Here is a 15,912-nt window from a genome sequence, read left to right on the forward strand (position 1 = left end):
AACGTCCTGTGGGCCATGATCCGCGACCGACAGTGCTACCAAGATTCACCTCCCATCACTGCGGCGGCTTGACAACCCGATTGGGAAGTCCTTTCGCCGACGAACGGATAACGCATTGCACCGCAGATCCGGTATGTCGGAAAAGAACTTGCCGTTGAACTGTCCGGTAAATGTTTGGCCGGGATGGCGATCGGCCCAGCGTCGGCTCAGTCGGCCGGATCAACCAGCGCGTCCGCCACGGCCGCGATGTCCTCCGGGCGCACCCGGCAGCAGCCGCCGATCACCTGGGCGCCCGCCGCGCGCCAGCCGCGGGCCTCCTCGGCCGACAGCCGGGCGCGGCCGGTCCACGCGCGCCGCTGCGCATCCCAGCCCTCGCCGCTGTTGGGGTACACGACGATCGGCTTTTCCGTTGCGGCCCGGGCGATCTCGATCGCGGGCAGCACGTCGTCCGGCGCCGAGCAGTTGACGCCGACGGCGATGATCGCGTCGCTGCCCGCCGCCACGGCGAACGCCTCCGCCAGCGGCTGGCCCGCGCGGGTCCGGTCGCCGCTGATGGTGAACGACAGCCAGGCCGGGACGTCCAGGCCGTCGATCGCGTCCACCAGCGCCTCCGCCTCGTCCACGTCCGGAACGGTCTCCAGCGCGAAGACGTCGGGGCGGACCTCCGCCAGCACCTCCAACCGCGGCCGGTGGAAGTCCTGCAGCCGGCGCTTGGTCAGGCCGTAGCGGCCCCGGTATTCCGAGCCGTCGGCGAGCATCGCGCCGTACGGGCCGATCGACGCCGCCACCCAGCGGTGCCGGCCCGGCTCGACCTCACCGGCCAGCCGCGCCAGCTCCACGCTCCGCTGCATCAGCCTCGCCGCGTCGGCGCGTTCGATGCCGCGCTCGGCGAACCCCTCGAAGCTCGCCTGGTAGCTCGCAGTCGTCGCGATCTCCGCGCCCGCCCGGAAGAACGCGGCGTGCGCCGCGACGATCTCCTCCGGCGCGTCCGCCAGCAGGCGTGCCGACCACAGCGCGTCGGACAGGTCGTGGCCCTGTGCTTCCAGCTCGGTGGCCAGGCCGCCGTCCAGGATCATCGATGCGCCGCTGAGGCTGAACGCGTTCATGCCACCCACCCTAGTGCGGATCGGGCCGCGGGCCCGACAAACGATCACGCTCCGCACCCGGCGCCACGCTCCGTCACCCGGAGCCGGCGTCCCGCCCGGGTGGCTCAGCCCTTGACGCTGCCCGCCGAGAGGCCGCTGACGAGGAAGCGCTGGACCAGGTAGAACACGATCACCGCGGGCACCGCCACGAGCACCGACGCGGCCGCGAGGTGGCCCCACTCGGCGCGGTTCTGCTGCACGAACACCTGCAGGCCCACCGCCAGCGTCTTCGACCGGTCGCCGGCCGACAGGAACGCCGACGCGAACGCCACCTCGCTCCAGGCCACGATGAACGAGTAGAACGCCGTCACCGCCAGCCCGGGTTTGGCCAGCGGCAGCACCAGCCGCCAGAACACGCCGAACGGCGACAGCCCGTCCACCCGGCCCGCTTCGTCGATGTCGCCGGGGATCCCGTCGAAGTAGCCCTTCAGCATGTAGGTGCAGAACGGGATCGCGGTGCTGCAGTACACCAGCACCAGCCCGAACGCGCTGCCCTGCAGGCCCAGGCCCAGCAGGATGTTGTAGAGCGGCACGATCAGCACCGCGAACGGGAACATCTGCACCACCAGGAACGACAGCAGCAGCCAGCGCCGCCCCGGGAAGCGGAACCGGCTCGCCGCGTAGGCGGTGGTGGCCGCCAGCAGCACCCCGAGCACCGTCGTCAGCGCCGCGATGAGCACCGAATTGCCGAACCAGCTCAGGAACGCGCCCTTGGCGCCGGCGAGCACGTCCCGGTAGTTGTCCAAACTGGACTCGTTGAACAGCGTCGGGCTGGCTTCGATCGCCTTGGCGTTGGGCTTGAACGAGACCACCACCACCCAGAACACCGGGAACACCGCGATCAGCGACGCGACGATCAGGGCCGAGTGCAGGCCGATGCTCGCCGCGGTGGACCTCCGGCGCCCCCGGCCCGGCTCGGCGGCCGCGGACGTCGCCTGCAGCGATGCTGCGTCGATGGTCATCAGGAATCCAATCGGCTGAAGCCCCGGCTTCAGCCGGGGAAGGAAGCAGATCCGGAGTGCCAGCGCCCGCTAGGGCGAGTTGAATGTCTTCGCTCCGAAGATCGGCATTGCAAACTGAACCGCTAACACGAGCCGCCGAGCTGGCGGTGTCCGCCTGTGGAGCTGGCGTAAGACCTCAACGGGAGTCCTCCCGGACGGGGCGGTCGGAGAAGCAGTCAACTCAGAGCACCTCTCCCCGCCGGGCCATCGCGCGGCGGTAGATCGTCGCGAACACCAGCAGCACCGACAGGATCAGCACGCCGTAGGTGGAGGCGATCGCGTAATCCCGGGTCGCGCCGGAGAAGAACCGCTCGAAGGCGTAGCTCACCAGGATCCTGGTGTGCGGGTTGTTCCCGGTGATCAGGTAGATGACCGGGAACATGTTGAACGTCCAGATCACGCCGAGCAGCACCACCGCGCCGGACACCGGCCTCAGCCCCGGCAGCGTCACGTGCACGAACCGGTGCCACGGCGACGCGCCGTCCATCTCCGCGGCCTCGTACAGGTCCGCCGGGATGGCCTGCAAGCCGCCCAGCAGCGCCACCATCATGAACGGCACGCCCAGCCACACGTTCACGACGATCACCGACACCAGCGCCAGGTCCGACTGCCCGAGCCACACCTGCGCGGGCAGCCCCACCGACTCCAGCGCCCAGTTGATCAGCCCGTACTCGGCGTTGAACAGGTACCGCCAGGCGAACGCGCTGATGAACACCGGCACGGCCCACGGCAGGATCAGCAGCACCCGGTACAGCCCGCGCAGCCGCATCCGCCGGTTGAGCAGCAGCGCCAGCGCCAGCCCGATCCCGTAGTGGCTGACCACGCACGCGGAGGTCCAGATCAGCGTGCGCACCAGCGTCGACCAGAACGAGCCGTACGCCGGATCGCCGGAGAGCACGTTCAGGTAGTTGGCCGGCCCGACGAACTCGTAGCTCGCCTCGCGGTCCAGCACCGGGTTGGCGATGTTGGTGTCGTTGATGTCGGTGAACGAGAAGAACAACCCCTGCAGCAGGGGGAACACCACGAGCAGCGCGAGCACCGCGACGACCGGCGAGATCATCGCGTAGACGAACCAGTGCCGCGCCAGGAGATTCCGCAACCGCATTGAAGCCGCCTCAGAACTTGTTGGTGGATTCGGTTCCGGTCCTCGCCCCCGACGCGACGCCGGCCGCACGCCCGCGGAGCACGCAGCCCCGACGCCGCGTGCCGCCGCAATTTCAATGGAAATCAGAGGTTCGATTTCCATTGAAATTGCGTCCCGGCACCCCTCTGGGGGACGCCGCATCGCACGCGGAGCGCGAGGAACGGTCCGGGTTTCAGCGCAGCGCGTAGTCGGTCAGGACCGAGGTCTTGTAGGTCTGCGCCGTTTCGTCCAAGGCCTTCTGGACGTCCTTGCGCCCGGACAGGATGTCGGCGTAGGAGGTCTGCAGCGGTTCGAGGAGCTCGCTGTTCTCCGGGATCCACGGCCGGGAGTGCGCGTTGGTCGCCAGCGGCCGGAACGCGGACACCACCGGGTTCTGCGCCACGGCGGGGACGTCGTAGGCGGACTTGCGGGTCGGCAGCAGCCCGAGCTTCTCCGCGACCTTCGCCTGGTTCTCCGCGCTGCTCATGCACTGGACGAACTTCACCGATGCCTCGGTGGCGTCGCTGCCCTGCCGGATCACGTAGTCGTGCCCGCCCACCGGCGACGGCGTCGCGGAGCCCGGAACCGGGGCGATGCCGAGGTTCGACGGGTCGGCGAACGGCTCCGATTCGGTGAACTCCGAGACCGCCCACGGCCCGTCGATGACCATCGCGACCTCGCCGCTGGTGAACGCCGCCTTCATGCTGCTGTAGGAGTTCGGCTGGTCCAGCGCGGTGCGGGCGGCCTTCGCGTCGATGAGGTCCTTGGCGACCTGCACGCCGCGCACCGCTTCCGGCGCGTTCACCGTGATCAGCCGCGCCTCGGTGTCCACGAGGTCGCCGCCGAAGGTGTAGATGAAAGGCAGCGCGTAATACTCGTCGTTGTTGATGAACAGTGCTCGGTCGCCGCCGAGCTGCGGCGCGACGGCCTTCAGCTCGTCCCAGCTCCTCGGCGGGGTCACGCCGGCCTCCGCGAGCTGCTTCTTGTTGTAGAACAGCGCGAGCGCGTCGGTGACCTGCGGGACGCCGTAGGTCTTGCCCTGGAACTTGGTGGATTCCAGCGGTGCGGCGAGGAAGTCGCCGGTGTCGGCGGCCAGCGGGGTGCCGGAGAGGTCCTGGATCAGCCCGGCCTGCGCCAGCTGCGCGACCCAGCCGACGTCGGCGCGCAGCACGTCGGGGCCCTGCCCGCCCTGCGCCGCGGTCTTGTAATTGTTCAGCGCCTGGTCGAAGGCGACCGCTTCGACGCGCACCTGGTAGCCGCCGGTGCGGCCGCACTCGGCGGCGATCTCGCCGAACACCGGGCTTTCCGCGGATCCGCTGGTGTCCCAGAAGACGACCTCGCCGGCGTTCCCGGCGTCGCTCCCGCAGCCGGCGGCGAGCGCGCCGACCAAGCCCAGGGCGGCGGCGACCGTGGCCCTTGATCTCATGTGCGGACCTCCTGTTTGCAAAAATTTGCGAACGACTGGCGTTAAATTCCATACCCGAAATGTGACGCAAGTCAAGGTGTTCAGGTATAAATGGGTCGCGGAGCGGCGAGCTGAGTTGCGCGACGATTGCAAAATATTTCGGCCGTGTGCAGGATTGTGGCGGCAGACGGTCCCGGTGCGGAGGAGCGGAGCAGTGGCGGGTCTGGCCGATATCGCCCAGGCGGCAGGGGTGAGCGTGTCCACGGTGAGCCGGGTGCTCAACCGCAAGGCCGGCATCAAGGAGGAGACACGGCAGCGCGTGCTCGAAGTGCTCAGCCAGATGCCGCACACCGCGCGCGGCGTCGGCGCGCTGCGCCGCACCGGCGTCGTCGGCCTGCTGGTGCCGGAACTGTCCAACCCGGTCTTCCCGGCCTTCGCCGAAGCCCTGGAGAGTCGCGCCGCACTGGCCGGTTACGCGACGCTGCTGTGCAACACGCGCGCCGCGATGACCGAGCGGGAGTACGTCCGGATGCTGGTGGCGCGGGGCGTCGAGGGCATGATCTTCGTGTCGCCGGAGATCGCCAACCCGGACAACGACGAACGCAAGAGCCGCAACTACTACGAGGAACTCGGCGCCGAAGGCGTCCGGATGGTGTTCGTCAACGGCGGCGCGCCGAGCCTGGACGTCCCGGACATCACCGTCGACGAGCACCTCGCGGGCTACGCGGCCGCGACGCACCTGCTCGAACTCGGCCACCGGCGGATCGGCTTCGTCAGCGGCCCGGCCCGCGCGCTCCCGTCCCGGCTGAAGCGGGCCGGCTGGGCCGCGGCGCTGGAGGAAGCCGACGTCGAGCCGGGCGCGGAGCTCGTCGCGAACGCGCCGTTCGGCGCGGAGGGCGGCGCCGAGGCGATGGGCCGGCTGCTCGACGGCCCGCGGCCGACCGCGGTGCTCTGCTCGTCGGACGTCATGGCGCTCGGCGCGATGCGCGAAGCCAAGCGCCGCGGGCTGAGCACTCCCGAAGACCTCTCGGTGGTCGGCTTCGACGACATCCCGCTGGCCGCGTACTGCCAGCCCGCGCTCACCACGCTGGCGCAGCCCATCCACGACATGGCCGCCGCGGCGGTCGACGAGCTCGCGCGGCAGCTCGACCCGGACGAGCCGGGGCGCGGCTCGGCGGGCTTCAGCCGCATGTTCCGCCCGACCCTCATCGCCCGGGAATCCACCCGGCGGATCTGAGATGGCCTTCGAAACGAAGATGCCGAGCGCCAAGGCCGCAAGTTGTCGGCAGGCAAGCGGCGTAGCCGCTTTCTCTTTCGCCACGCTCGCAACCGGCACCGCCGCGGGTTCTCAGACGGTGGCCGCCCCTTCTGGGCTACTGGGCGAGGCCAGTCCCCGATGCCGCGTATTGGTCATGCGTAAGTCGGGGCTCCCACAGTCCAGGCGGCGTCTGTAACTCCCGCAGGGGGGCCGCTACCCGCACCGCTAGGGAAATTGATCACATACTTCAAAGGACGGGAGCAGAGATGTCTCAGAACTGGTGGCAGGACGCGGTCGTCTACCAGGTCTACGTGCGCAGCTTCGCCGACAGCGACGGCGATGGCATCGGAGACCTGGCCGGGGTGCGCGACCGGTTACCGCACCTGGTGCGGCTCGGCGTCGACGCCGTGTGGCTGACCCCGTTCTACCCGTCCCCGATGGCGGACGGCGGCTACGACGTGGCCGACTACTGCGACGTGGACCCGATGTTCGGCACGATGACCGACTTCGACGAGCTGCTCGCGCAGGCGCATTCGCTCGGGCTGCGGGTCCTGGTCGACGTGGTGCCCAACCACACCTCCGACCGGCACCCGTGGTTCGCCGAGGCGCTGGCGGCCGCCCCCGGCGCCACGGCCCGGGATCGCTACGTCATCCGGGACGGGCGGGGCGCGGACGGCGAACTCCCGCCCAACGACTGGGAATCCATCTTCGGCGGTCCGGCGTGGACCAGGCTCGCCGACGGCCAGTGGTACCTGCACCTGTTCGCGCCGGAGCAGCCCGACCTGAACTGGCGGAACCACCAGGTGCGCGCGGATTTCCGGAAGGTGCTGGCGTTCTGGCTGGACCGCGGCGTCGACGGCTTCCGGATCGACGTCGCGCACGGCATGATCAAGCACCCGGACCTGCCGGACACCGGGCTGGACAAGCAGATCTCCCTGCTGGGGCGCGGCGAGCTGCCGTACTTCGACCAGGACGAGGTGCACGAGATCTACCGCGACTGGCGGCAGCTGTTCGACTCCTACGAGGGCGCGCGCATCGGGGTGGCCGAGGCGTGGGCGTCGACCAGCGAGCGGCTGGCGCGCTACGTCCGGCCCGACGAACTGCACCAGGCGTTCAACTTCGCGCTGCTGGAGGCGCCGTGGTCGGCGGCCGGTTTCCGGACCGTGGTCGAGGAATCGCTGGCCACCACCGCCCGGGTCGGCGCCACCACGACGTGGGTGCTCGGCAACCACGACGTGTCGCGACCGGTGACCCGCTACGGCGACGGCGAGCCGGGGACGCGGCGGGCCCGCGCCGCCGCCCTGTTCAGCTTCGCCCTGCCCGGCTCGGTGTACGTCTACCAGGGCGAGGAACTCGGCCTGCCCGAGGTGCTGGACCTGCCCGACGAGGTGCGGCAGGACCCGATCTGGGAGCGCTCCGGCCGCACCGATCGGGGCCGCGACGGCTGCCGGGTGCCGATCCCGTGGTCCGGCGATCGGCCGCCGTTCGGCTTCGGCTCGGCGGACAGCTGGCTCCCGGTGCCGGGGGAGTGGGCGGAGTCGACCGTGGCCGCGCAGGACGCCCGCGACGGCTCGGTGCTGCGGACCTACCGCGACGCTTTGGCCCTGCGGCGCGGGAATCCGGCGCTCGGCGACGGCACCTTGCAGTGGCTCGACGCGCCGGACGACGTGCTGATCTTCCGCCGGGAACCGGGCTTCGCGTGCGCGGTGAACTTCGGCGCCTCGCCCGTCGAGCTGGACCTGCCGGGTGACCTGCTGCTGCGCAGCGACGGCGCGGCCGACTGGAGCGGGACGCTGCCCGCCGACACCGCGATCTGGCTGTCGACGGGAAGGATTAACCACGAATCCTCCTAATAGGTCTGTTCTTGCCCGACCCGCCGTGATCGCATGAATCCCCCTGGTACAGGAGGTGGTTCATGTTTCGACGATTAGGCACGGGCCTGGCGGCGGTGGTGCTCGCCGCGCTCGGCGTGGTCGGGTTCGGGCAGGCGCCCGCGTCCGCCGCACCGAACTTCCAGGTCCCATTCCAGTGCGGGCAGACCCTGACGGCCGCGACCTTCAGCGGTCACAACCCGCAGTACTCGGTGGACTTCCAGAAGTCCGGCATCACCGGGATGCCGGTGCTGGCCTCGGCGGCCGGCACCGTGACCCGGGTGGCGAACGAGGGCGACGTCAGCTACGGCCGCTGGGTCGAGATCGACCACGGCAGCGGCTGGCGGACCCGCTACGCCCACCTGTCCACCCAGAGCGTGTCGGTGGGGCAGCAGGTGAGCCTGGGCACGAAGATCGGCACGGCGGGCGCGACCGGCGGCGTCACCGGTCCCCACCTGCACTACGAACAGCGGCTCAACGGCGCCGTGGTCAAGGCGACGCTCAACGGCGTCGCGGTGCCCTACTACGGCCACACGTCGTTCACCAGCAAGAACAACTGCAACGGCAACCCGTACTCGCCGACCGAGGTGTGCGGGGCCGGTTACAGCGTGATCGACGAGGCGGGCCTGTCCGGCGCGGGCACGGTCTACCTGCTCTACAACGCCTCGAACAAGAACAACTGCGTCGTGACGCTGAAGGCGACCTCGCTCGGCACCGCCTCGCCGACGGCGGCGTTCCTAGAGGTGCAGGGGAAGACCCGGGCCACCGACTCCGGCAACTTCACGTACTACGCGGGTCCGGTCCGCCAGGAGGCGGGCACGACCTGCGTCAAGTGGGGCGGCTCGGTGGGTGACAAGTCCTACGCCAGCCCCTTCGAGCACTGCGGCTGACCGGCGCACGGGCCCGAACCCCGGGCTCCCCAGGACCGAGGTGAACGGCCCGTTCGCCCCGGTTGATGAGGTGAACGGCCTGTTCGCTCCGGGTGGCGGTGAACGGACCGTCCGTCGGGTGTGGTGAAGCGAACGGCCCGTTCGCCTCGATAGATGAGGTGAACGGGCCGTTCGCTGCCGGAATCGTTCAGAGGCGGACCGGGTAGTGGGGCTCCGGGACCTCGGGGGACAGGCGGCCCTCGATGAAGATCCCGTGCCAGAGCATGAACACCAGCAGCGCCCACAGGCGGCGGCTGTGGTCCAGCACCCCGGAGCGGTGCTCCTCCAGCAGCTGCAGCACCGCCGTGCGGTCGAGCAGGTGGTCGGTCTGCGACTGCTGGATGATGTTGCGCGCCCAGTCGTGCATCTCGTCGCGCAGCCAGTGCTTGATCGGCACCGGGAAGCCGAGCTTGCGCCGGTTGATCACGTGCGCGGGCACCACCTGGTACATCGCCTGGCGCAGCGCGTACTTCGTGGTCTCCCGGGTGATCTTCTGCTCCAGCGGGATGGTGCTGGCGACCCGGAACACCTCCGGGTCCAGGAACGGCACCCGCAGCTCCAGCGAGTTGGCCATCGTCATCTTGTCGGCCTTGACCAGGATGTCGCCGCGCAGCCAGGTGAACAGGTCCACGTGCTGCATCCGCGTCACCGGGTCCCAGCCCGCCGACTGCCGGTACGGGCCGGCCGTGACGTCCTTGTGCGACACGCCCGGGTCGAAGCTGCGCATCACGTTGCGGAGCTGGTCGTCGCGGAAGATGCGCGCGTTGCCGTAGTAGCGCTCCTCCAGGCTCAGCGCGCCGCGACGCAGCAGGTCCTTGCCGCGGACGCCCTCCGGGATGGCGGTGGAGACCTTGCCCATCGCCTTGCGCAGCGCGCCCGGCACCTTCTCGAACGGCGCCAGCGACAGCGGCTCGCGGTAGATCGTGTAGCCGCCGAACAGCTCGTCGGCGCCCTCGCCGGAGAGCACCACCTTGACGTGCTGGCGCGCCTCCCGGGCGATGAACCACAGCGGCACCAGCGCCGGGTCGGCCACCGGGTCGTCGAGGTACCAGATGATCAGCGGCAGCGTCTCCATCATCTCCTCGGCGGAGACGGTGCGGACCACGTGCTTGACGCCGATCGCCGCGGCCGACTCGGCGGCCACGTCCACCTCCGAGTAGCCCTGCCGCTCGAAGCCGGTGGTGAAGGTGATCAGGTTCGGGTTGTGCTCCTTGGCCAGCGCCGCGATGGCCGTGGAGTCGATGCCGCCGGAGAGGAACGAGCCGACGGTGACGTCCGCGCGCATGTGCTTGGCGACGGAGTCGCGCATCACGTTGACGATCTCATCGTGCAGGCGCCGCGCGTCGGCGTCGGTGTTGACCGGCCGGGACTGGAAGTTCGGCTGGAAGTACCGCTCGGTGACCAGCTGCCCGCCCGGGGACACGGTGAACGAGGTACCCGACTCGATGCGGCGGATCTGCCGGTGCAGCGTCTCCGGCTCCGGCACGTACTGCAGCACCATGTAGTGCTGCAGCGCCTTGTGGTCCAGCTCCTCGGCGATCCGCAGCGTGCTGGCCAGGCTCAGCAGGCTCTTCTTCTCGCTGGCGAACGCCACGCCACCCGGCCCGGCCGCGTAGAACAGCGGCTTGATGCCGAACGGGTCGCGCGCCCCGAAGACCACCTTGCGCTCGTTGTCCCAGATGAGGAACGCGAACATGCCGCGCAGCCGGCCGACCACCGAGGTACCGAGGTAGTGGTACGCGGCGACGATCACCTCGGTGTCGCCGTCGGTGCTGAACCGGGCCCCGAACCGCTCGATCAGCTCGGCGCGCAGCTCCAGGTAGTTGTAGATCTCACCGTTGAAGTTGATGGTGTAGCGCTGCGGGGTCTCCGGCGGGCCCCAGGTCAGCGGCTGGTGCGAATGCTCCAGGTCGATGATCGACAGCCGGTTGAAGCCGAAGACCACCTCGCCGCCGTGCCAAGTGTCGCTTTCGTCCGGGCCCCGGTGTCGTTGACACGGCAGCGCATTGGCCACCGCGTTAACGGCGAAGCCGGCGTTCTCTTCGGTGGGACAAATGAGTCCAAGCAGGCCGCACACGCGTCTGGTGCACCTCTTCGAATCGGCGGTGTCGTCTTCAGCCCCCCACAGCTCGCACCAGTATGCCGTCCGTCCGGCCGCGCGCTGCACGCGCGGGGGCCCGCGGAGCCTGCGCTCGCGCGCCTGGCAGCGATCTACGCCCCCGGAGCAGTATCGCGGCTACACCTGGGCTAGGCTCTGCGCAGGATTCCGGCGGCAGATCCCCGGTGTCGTCTCAGGACGAGGCCGTGATCACCAGGCCGCAGTGGAGAGCTTTGCACGAGGAGGCGTCGCGCAGTGGGCCTGAAGGAGGGGACCCGAGTGCCACGGCTGGTCAAGGTCGCTGGTCTGATCGGCCTGGTTGGTGTCGCGGCCACGGGCTGCACGACCGACGAGGTCCTGCGGTTCGGCTGGCCAGAGGGTGTCACCCCGCAGGCCGAGGCGATGCGGAACCTGTGGACCTGGTCGGTAATCGCGGCACTCGCGGTCGGTGTGATGGTGTGGGCGCTGATCTTCTGGACAGTCGCCTTCCACCGCAAGAAGAAGAACGACGAGGAGCTTCCTCGGCAGTTCCAGTACAACCTGCCGCTCGAGCTGATCTACACGGCGATCCCGTTCGTGATGGTCGTCGTGCTGTTCTACTTCACGGCGGTCACCCAGAACACGGTGCTGGCCAAGCCGGCCAACCCCGACCAGCGGGTGAACGTGGTCGCGTTCCAGTGGAACTGGGAGTTCAACTACCCGGAGTACAAGACCCCGGACGGGCAGCCGGTGCGCACCATCGGCAGCAGCAGCGAGATCCCGCTGCTGGTCGTCCCGGTCGACGAGCGGGTCGAGTACAGCATCTCCGCGACCGACGTGATCCACTCGTTCTTCGTTCCGGAGTGGCACTTCAAGCGGGACACCTTCCCGTACCCGGACAAGAACAACCAGGACAACGTCTTCCAGAACACCATCAACCGCGAAGGTTCCTTCGTCGGCCGGTGCGCGGAGCTGTGCGGCACGTACCACTCGATGATGAACTTCGAGGTGCGGGCGCTGTCCCAGGACAAGTTCGACCGGTACATGCAGCTGCGGACGCAGGTCAACCCGCAGACCGGCCAGCCGTACACCGCCGCCGAGGCGCTCGGCTCCATGAACTGCGGCGAGCTGTGCACCCCGCACGCGGTGACCGGCGTTCCGTTCAACACCGAGCGCACCGGCGGCGTGCCGTCCGGTCAGGTCGGGGCCAAGTAGGAGTGCCCTCGGCAGGGCGTACGGCGTGAGAGCGAGGACTCCATGAAGGTCGAATCCAAGATCTTCAACTACATCACCATCTTCTTCTTCCTGTCCGCGATCGTGTACGGGGTCTGGGCCAAGGAGCCGGTCGGCACCGTGGCGCTGATCCTGGTCGGCGGTCTGTCCCTGATCATCGGCAGCTACTTCTCGTTCGTGGCTCGCCGCATCGAGGACCGGCCGGAGGACAACCCCGACGCCGAGATCAGCGACGGCGCCGGCGAGCTGGGCTTCTTCAGCCCGGGCAGCTACTGGCCGGTGGGCCTGGCGGCCTCCGCCGCCTTCGCCGGCCTCGCCCTGGCGTTCTTCCACGTGTGGATGATCGTCATCGCCGTCGGCTTCGTGCTGATCATGGTCGCGGGCCTGGTGTTCGAGTACCACACCGGCCAGAGCGACCACTGACGAACGCACCGAACGCAGGCCCCCGAGTCCACCGGACCCGGGGGCCTGCGCCGGTTCAGGGGCAATTTCGTCGATCGGCGTGCGTTCCGGTGCGAGCTGGGTCCCGCACCGGATGCGGCTGACGCCGCATCCCGGAGCAACCCGATAGGATCTTTCCAGCGCCCTTCGAGGCCGCGAACCCGCAGCAGGAGGTTTTTGCCGTGATCACCGCGATCGTGCTGATCCAGACCGCCGCCGACCGCCTGACCGAGGCGGCCCAGGAGATCGCCGACCTCGACGGCGTGGACGAGGTCTACTCCTGCGCGGGCGACGTCGACCTGATCGCGATGCTGCGGGTGTCCCGCCACGAGGACCTGGCCGAGATCGTGCCGGGCCGGATCAACAAGGTCGAAGGCGTCCTGGGCACCGACACCCACATCGCGTTCCGCTCCTACTCCCGCAAGGACACCGAGGCCGCGTTCTCCATCGGCCTCGAAGACCAGTGACCGACCCCTCGTGAGCGTTCAGGACCGGCTTCAGCGTTCACGAGAGGTTCAGGCGCCGAGCTGGGCGCGGAGAGCGCTGGAGCGGGCCGCCCAGCGGTCGAGGAGGTCCGCGGCGGCACCGGAGTCGATCGCGTTCGCGACGCGCTCCAAACCGGCGCTGAGCTGGCCGCTGAGATCCGTTCCCGGCCCGTCGTAGGCCACGGCCGCGCCGGCCGCGTTGAGCAGCACAGCGTCCCGCACCGGGCCCTTGGCGCCGGCCAGGAGGTCGCGGACCGCCTTCGCGTTGACCACCGCGTCGCCGCCCTGCAGGTCCTCCGGGCGGCTGAGGGGGATGCCGAAGTCCCGCGGGTCGAGCCGGTCCTCGCGGACCGTGCCGTCGTGCACCGCCCACACCGTGCTGGCGGCCGTGGTGGTGATCTCGTCCATGCCGTCGTCGCCGCGCACCACCAGCGCGGAATTGCCGCGGGCGGCGAACACCTCGGCCACCACCGGCGCCATCCGCGGGTCGGCGCAGCCGATCAGGCCGGCCGCCGGCCGCGCCGGGTTGGTCAGCGGCCCGAGCACGTTGAACGCCGTCGGGATGCCGATCTCGCGGCGGGGCCCGCCCGCGTGCTTGAACGCCGGGTGGAACACCGGCGCGAAGCAGAAGCCGATGCCGACCTCGTCGATGCAGCGCCGCACGCCCTCGGGCACCAGGTCGATGGCGACGCCGAGCTCCTCCAGCACGTCCGCCGTGCCGCACTTCGACGAGGCGGCCCGGTTGCCGTGCTTGACCACGGTGACGCCGGAGGCGGCGAGCACGATCGCGGCCATCGTGGAGATGTTCACGCTGCCGGAGCGGTCGCCGCCGGTGCCGACGATGTCCACCGCGCGCTGCGTGATCTCCAGGGGCCGAGAGTGCGCGAGCATGGCGTCGGCCATGCCGCGGACCTCGGCGGGCGTCTCGCCCTTGGCGCGCAGCGCGACCACGAAGGCCGCGATCCGCGCGGGGCTGGCCTCGCCGGACATGATCAGGTCCATCGCCCAGGCGGTGTCCTCCGCGGAGAGATCCTCACCCGCGACGAGGCTGCCCAGCAGTCCCGCCCAGTTTCCCGCCTTGGTTCCCACGTTCTTCACTCCGTCTTCAGCGAGCGGGTCTTCAGCGAGCGGCGGCCCGGGGCCGCGCGCCCCGCAGCGGCGGTGCCTCCCGCCCGGGTGGCCGCGCCGCTGCGCAAATCATCCCGCAACGCGCGGTCAGGCGGGTACCGGCTTGCCCTGCGAGCGCAGGACCTCTGCGACCGTCTCCGCGGCGGCGAGCGGGTCCAGCGGGTGCACCAGGACCGCGTCGGCCTGGGACCAGGTCGCCAGCCATCGGTCGTCCTTGCGGCGCACCGCGACCACCACCGGCGGGCACTGATCGATCTCGTTCTTCAGCTGCCTCGACACGCCCATGCCGCCGGTCGGCTGCGCCTCGCCGTCCAGGATCACCAGGTCCACGCGTCCCGCGTCGACCTCGCTGAGCACGTCCGCGACGGTGCCGGCCTCGACGTAGTGCAGCCGCGCGAGATCCGGGGCCGGGCGGCGCCCGATCGCTGTGATGATCGCCTCCCGGACCTCGGGGCGATGGCTGAACACGAGAACGTTCGTGGTCGGTGTGCTCATCACTAGCTCCTCGCTGGTCGGCGCAGGATGGGTCCGTCGGATGCTATCGGCCCGACCGGGGCGAACAGTAGCCGCCCGGGCAAATCGATCAACCGGAAGTCGATCAGCTCGGCCGGTCCGCGGCGGGTTGCAGCGCGTCCCAGCCGAAGGATTCGCCGCCGTGCCGCTGGGCGAGACCGGCCATCCGGGAGCTCTCCTGTGAGCAATGCAACGCATCGAGTTGCTGGACACGGAGCGCGATCAGTGCGGCCAGGCCCGGCGCGGCGTGCTCTTCACCGCGCCCACCAGGGCGAGCGGCGTGCTCTTCACCGCGCCCACCAGGGCGAACGGACCAGCCGTCGGCGTCCAGCAGGGCCCGTGCCGACTCGATCGAGTGATCCGGGAGGGTCAGGTGGTGGCGCAACACCGCAGGTAGTCCGGGGTGCCAGCGGGCCGACCGCGCGAGGACGGCCGAGGCCGCCTCGGTTTCGTCGAACGCGGTCACGACGATCTCCAGGCCGGGGTCGTCGATGCTGATCACGGGCCTGCTCCGGGCGCGGCGGCCCGCTCTGAAGGCCGACCAGCTCGCGCGGATGCCTTTCACGGTGCGTTACCTCCGGGTTGCAATCCGATCACCCTCCGGCGGACGGCCGGACCCGAGGGCGCGAGGGGAAAACGTGCAAGACATAATGCGTCGCGTGACAACGGCAGCGCCCTCAATCAGTCAACGCGTGCATTCGCTGAACCGGCCGAACATGGTCAGCGTAGGCACCATCGTTTGGTTGGCCAGCGAGCTGATGTTCTTCGCTGGGCTCTTCGCCATGTTCTTCACGGTGAAGGCGCAGAGCGAGGGCGAGTGGCCACCACCGCCCACCGAGCTGAACCTCCCGTACGCCCTCCCGTTCACGATCATCCTGGTGGCGTCCTCGTTCACCTGCCAGTGGGGCGTGTTCGCGGCGGAGCGCGGCGACGTCTTCGGTCTCCGCCGGTGGTACGTGATCACCCTGATCATGGGCACGATCTTCGTGCTCGGGCAGGCCGGTGAGTACTACACCCTGGTCACCGAGCACGCGACCACGATCGCTTCGTCGGCGTACGGCACGGTCTTCTACATGACGACCGGCTTCCACGGTCTGCACGTCATCGGTGGGTTGATCGCCTTCGTCTTCCTGATCATCCGGACGAAGCTCAGCAAGTTCACGCCGGCCCAGGCCATCGCGGCCATCGTGGTGTCGTACTACTGGCACTTCGTGGACATCGTGTGGATCGGGCTGTTCGCCGTGATCTACCTCGTCCCCTGATGGATGAAGCAGGGTCCTTGGCCCATGAAGCAAGGTCCCTG

Annotated in this window: 15 protein-coding genes; 7 read left to right on the forward strand and 8 right to left on the reverse strand. The window is 69.6% G+C overall.

What is annotated here, in order from left to right; translation table 11 throughout:
- Positions 1–206: 206 nt before the first annotated feature.
- From mmuM to AC07FN_RS09240, 4 genes are all read right to left on the reverse strand, one after another.
- Positions 207–1,106: a homocysteine S-methyltransferase gene (mmuM, locus tag AC07FN_RS09225; protein ID WP_478395174.1), complete on the reverse strand. Its 900-nt coding sequence runs from the start codon at positions 1,104–1,106 to the stop codon at positions 207–209.
- Positions 1,107–1,210: 104 nt separating this feature from the next.
- Positions 1,211–2,107 (reverse strand): sugar ABC transporter permease, encoded by an 897-nt coding sequence (locus AC07FN_RS09230; RefSeq protein ID WP_478395175.1) that lies wholly within the window; start codon positions 2,105–2,107, stop codon positions 1,211–1,213.
- 220 nt (positions 2,108–2,327) lie between these two features.
- Entirely contained in the window at positions 2,328–3,251 is a 924-nt protein-coding gene (locus tag AC07FN_RS09235) for a carbohydrate ABC transporter permease (RefSeq protein ID WP_478395176.1), read from the reverse strand.
- Positions 3,252–3,462: 211 nt separating this feature from the next.
- The gene (locus tag AC07FN_RS09240) at positions 3,463–4,695 is read right to left on the reverse strand and encodes an extracellular solute-binding protein (RefSeq protein ID WP_478395177.1); all 1,233 of its coding nucleotides are present in this window, start codon (positions 4,693–4,695) and stop codon (positions 3,463–3,465) included.
- A gap of 193 nt (positions 4,696–4,888) precedes the next feature.
- Between AC07FN_RS09240 and AC07FN_RS09245 the strand changes: the two genes are divergently transcribed.
- From AC07FN_RS09245 to AC07FN_RS09255, 3 genes are all read left to right on the forward strand, one after another.
- Positions 4,889–5,911, forward strand: a complete 1,023-nt coding sequence (locus AC07FN_RS09245; protein WP_478395178.1) for a LacI family DNA-binding transcriptional regulator — start codon at positions 4,889–4,891, stop codon at positions 5,909–5,911.
- Positions 5,912–6,198: 287 nt separating this feature from the next.
- On the forward strand, positions 6,199–7,785 hold the full coding sequence (locus AC07FN_RS09250; RefSeq protein WP_478395179.1) for a glycoside hydrolase family 13 protein: 1,587 nt from the start codon (positions 6,199–6,201) through the stop codon (positions 7,783–7,785).
- A gap of 62 nt (positions 7,786–7,847) precedes the next feature.
- On the forward strand, positions 7,848–8,693 hold the full coding sequence (locus AC07FN_RS09255) for a M23 family metallopeptidase (protein WP_452612932.1): 846 nt from the start codon (positions 7,848–7,850) through the stop codon (positions 8,691–8,693).
- A gap of 187 nt (positions 8,694–8,880) precedes the next feature.
- Here the strand turns inward: AC07FN_RS09255 and asnB are convergent, their stop codons facing one another.
- Positions 8,881–10,809 (reverse strand): asparagine synthase (glutamine-hydrolyzing), encoded by a 1,929-nt coding sequence (gene asnB, locus AC07FN_RS09260; RefSeq protein ID WP_358570397.1) that lies wholly within the window; start codon positions 10,807–10,809, stop codon positions 8,881–8,883.
- Positions 10,810–11,085: 276 nt separating this feature from the next.
- On the opposite strand from asnB, the gene ctaC reads away from it, so the two are divergent.
- The 3 genes from ctaC (at position 11,086) to AC07FN_RS09275 (ending at position 12,950) form a co-directional block, all read left to right on the forward strand.
- Positions 11,086–12,024: an aa3-type cytochrome oxidase subunit II gene (gene ctaC / locus AC07FN_RS09265; protein ID WP_478395180.1), complete on the forward strand. Its 939-nt coding sequence runs from the start codon at positions 11,086–11,088 to the stop codon at positions 12,022–12,024.
- A 42-nt stretch (positions 12,025–12,066) separates the two neighbouring features.
- A complete protein-coding gene (locus tag AC07FN_RS09270) occupies positions 12,067–12,465 on the forward strand; it encodes a cytochrome c oxidase subunit 4 (RefSeq protein ID WP_132482754.1) in 399 nt (132 codons plus the stop codon).
- A gap of 200 nt (positions 12,466–12,665) precedes the next feature.
- Positions 12,666–12,950 carry an Lrp/AsnC family transcriptional regulator gene (locus tag AC07FN_RS09275; protein ID WP_132482756.1) on the forward strand — a complete coding sequence of 95 codons (285 nt, stop codon included), beginning with the start codon at positions 12,666–12,668 and terminating at the stop codon, positions 12,948–12,950.
- Positions 12,951–12,998: 48 nt separating this feature from the next.
- On the opposite strand, the gene trpD is transcribed toward AC07FN_RS09275, so the two are convergent.
- The 3 genes from trpD to AC07FN_RS09290 form a co-directional block, all read right to left on the reverse strand.
- Positions 12,999–14,057, reverse strand: a complete 1,059-nt coding sequence (gene trpD / locus AC07FN_RS09280) for an anthranilate phosphoribosyltransferase (protein ID WP_478395181.1) — start codon at positions 14,055–14,057, stop codon at positions 12,999–13,001.
- A 126-nt stretch (positions 14,058–14,183) separates the two neighbouring features.
- Positions 14,184–14,591 carry a response regulator gene (locus tag AC07FN_RS09285; protein ID WP_478395182.1) on the reverse strand — a complete coding sequence of 136 codons (408 nt, stop codon included), beginning with the start codon at positions 14,589–14,591 and terminating at the stop codon, positions 14,184–14,186.
- 103 nt (positions 14,592–14,694) lie between these two features.
- On the reverse strand, positions 14,695–15,111 hold the full coding sequence (locus AC07FN_RS09290; RefSeq protein ID WP_478395183.1) for a hypothetical protein: 417 nt from the start codon (positions 15,109–15,111) through the stop codon (positions 14,695–14,697).
- A 148-nt stretch (positions 15,112–15,259) separates the two neighbouring features.
- Between AC07FN_RS09290 and ctaE the strand changes: the two genes are divergently transcribed.
- Positions 15,260–15,871, forward strand: a complete 612-nt coding sequence (gene ctaE / locus AC07FN_RS09295; RefSeq protein WP_452612928.1) for an aa3-type cytochrome oxidase subunit III — start codon at positions 15,260–15,262, stop codon at positions 15,869–15,871.
- Positions 15,872–15,912: the final 41 nt, after the last annotated feature.

It is taken from the genome of Saccharopolyspora sp. NPDC045941 (genome assembly GCF_056431445.1).

Bases quoted from the DNA above. Each gene is read 5' to 3' on its own strand.
- mmuM (WP_478395174.1), bottom strand. From the start codon at position 1,106: ATGAACGCGTTCAGCCTCAGCGGCGCATCGATGATCCTGGACGGCGGC.
- AC07FN_RS09230 (WP_478395175.1), bottom strand. From the start codon at position 2,107: ATGACCATCGACGCAGCATCGCTGCAGGCGACGTCCGCGGCCGCCGAG.
- AC07FN_RS09235 (WP_478395176.1), bottom strand. From the start codon at position 3,251: ATGCGGTTGCGGAATCTCCTGGCGCGGCACTGGTTCGTCTACGCGATG.
- AC07FN_RS09240 (WP_478395177.1), bottom strand. From the start codon at position 4,695: ATGAGATCAAGGGCCACGGTCGCCGCCGCCCTGGGCTTGGTCGGCGCG.
- AC07FN_RS09250 (WP_478395179.1), top strand. From the start codon at position 6,199: ATGTCTCAGAACTGGTGGCAGGACGCGGTCGTCTACCAGGTCTACGTG.
- AC07FN_RS09255 (WP_452612932.1), top strand. From the start codon at position 7,848: ATGTTTCGACGATTAGGCACGGGCCTGGCGGCGGTGGTGCTCGCCGCG.
- AC07FN_RS09270 (WP_132482754.1), top strand. From the start codon at position 12,067: ATGAAGGTCGAATCCAAGATCTTCAACTACATCACCATCTTCTTCTTC.
- AC07FN_RS09285 (WP_478395182.1), bottom strand. From the start codon at position 14,591: ATGAGCACACCGACCACGAACGTTCTCGTGTTCAGCCATCGCCCCGAG.
- ctaE (WP_452612928.1), top strand. From the start codon at position 15,260: ATGCGTCGCGTGACAACGGCAGCGCCCTCAATCAGTCAACGCGTGCAT.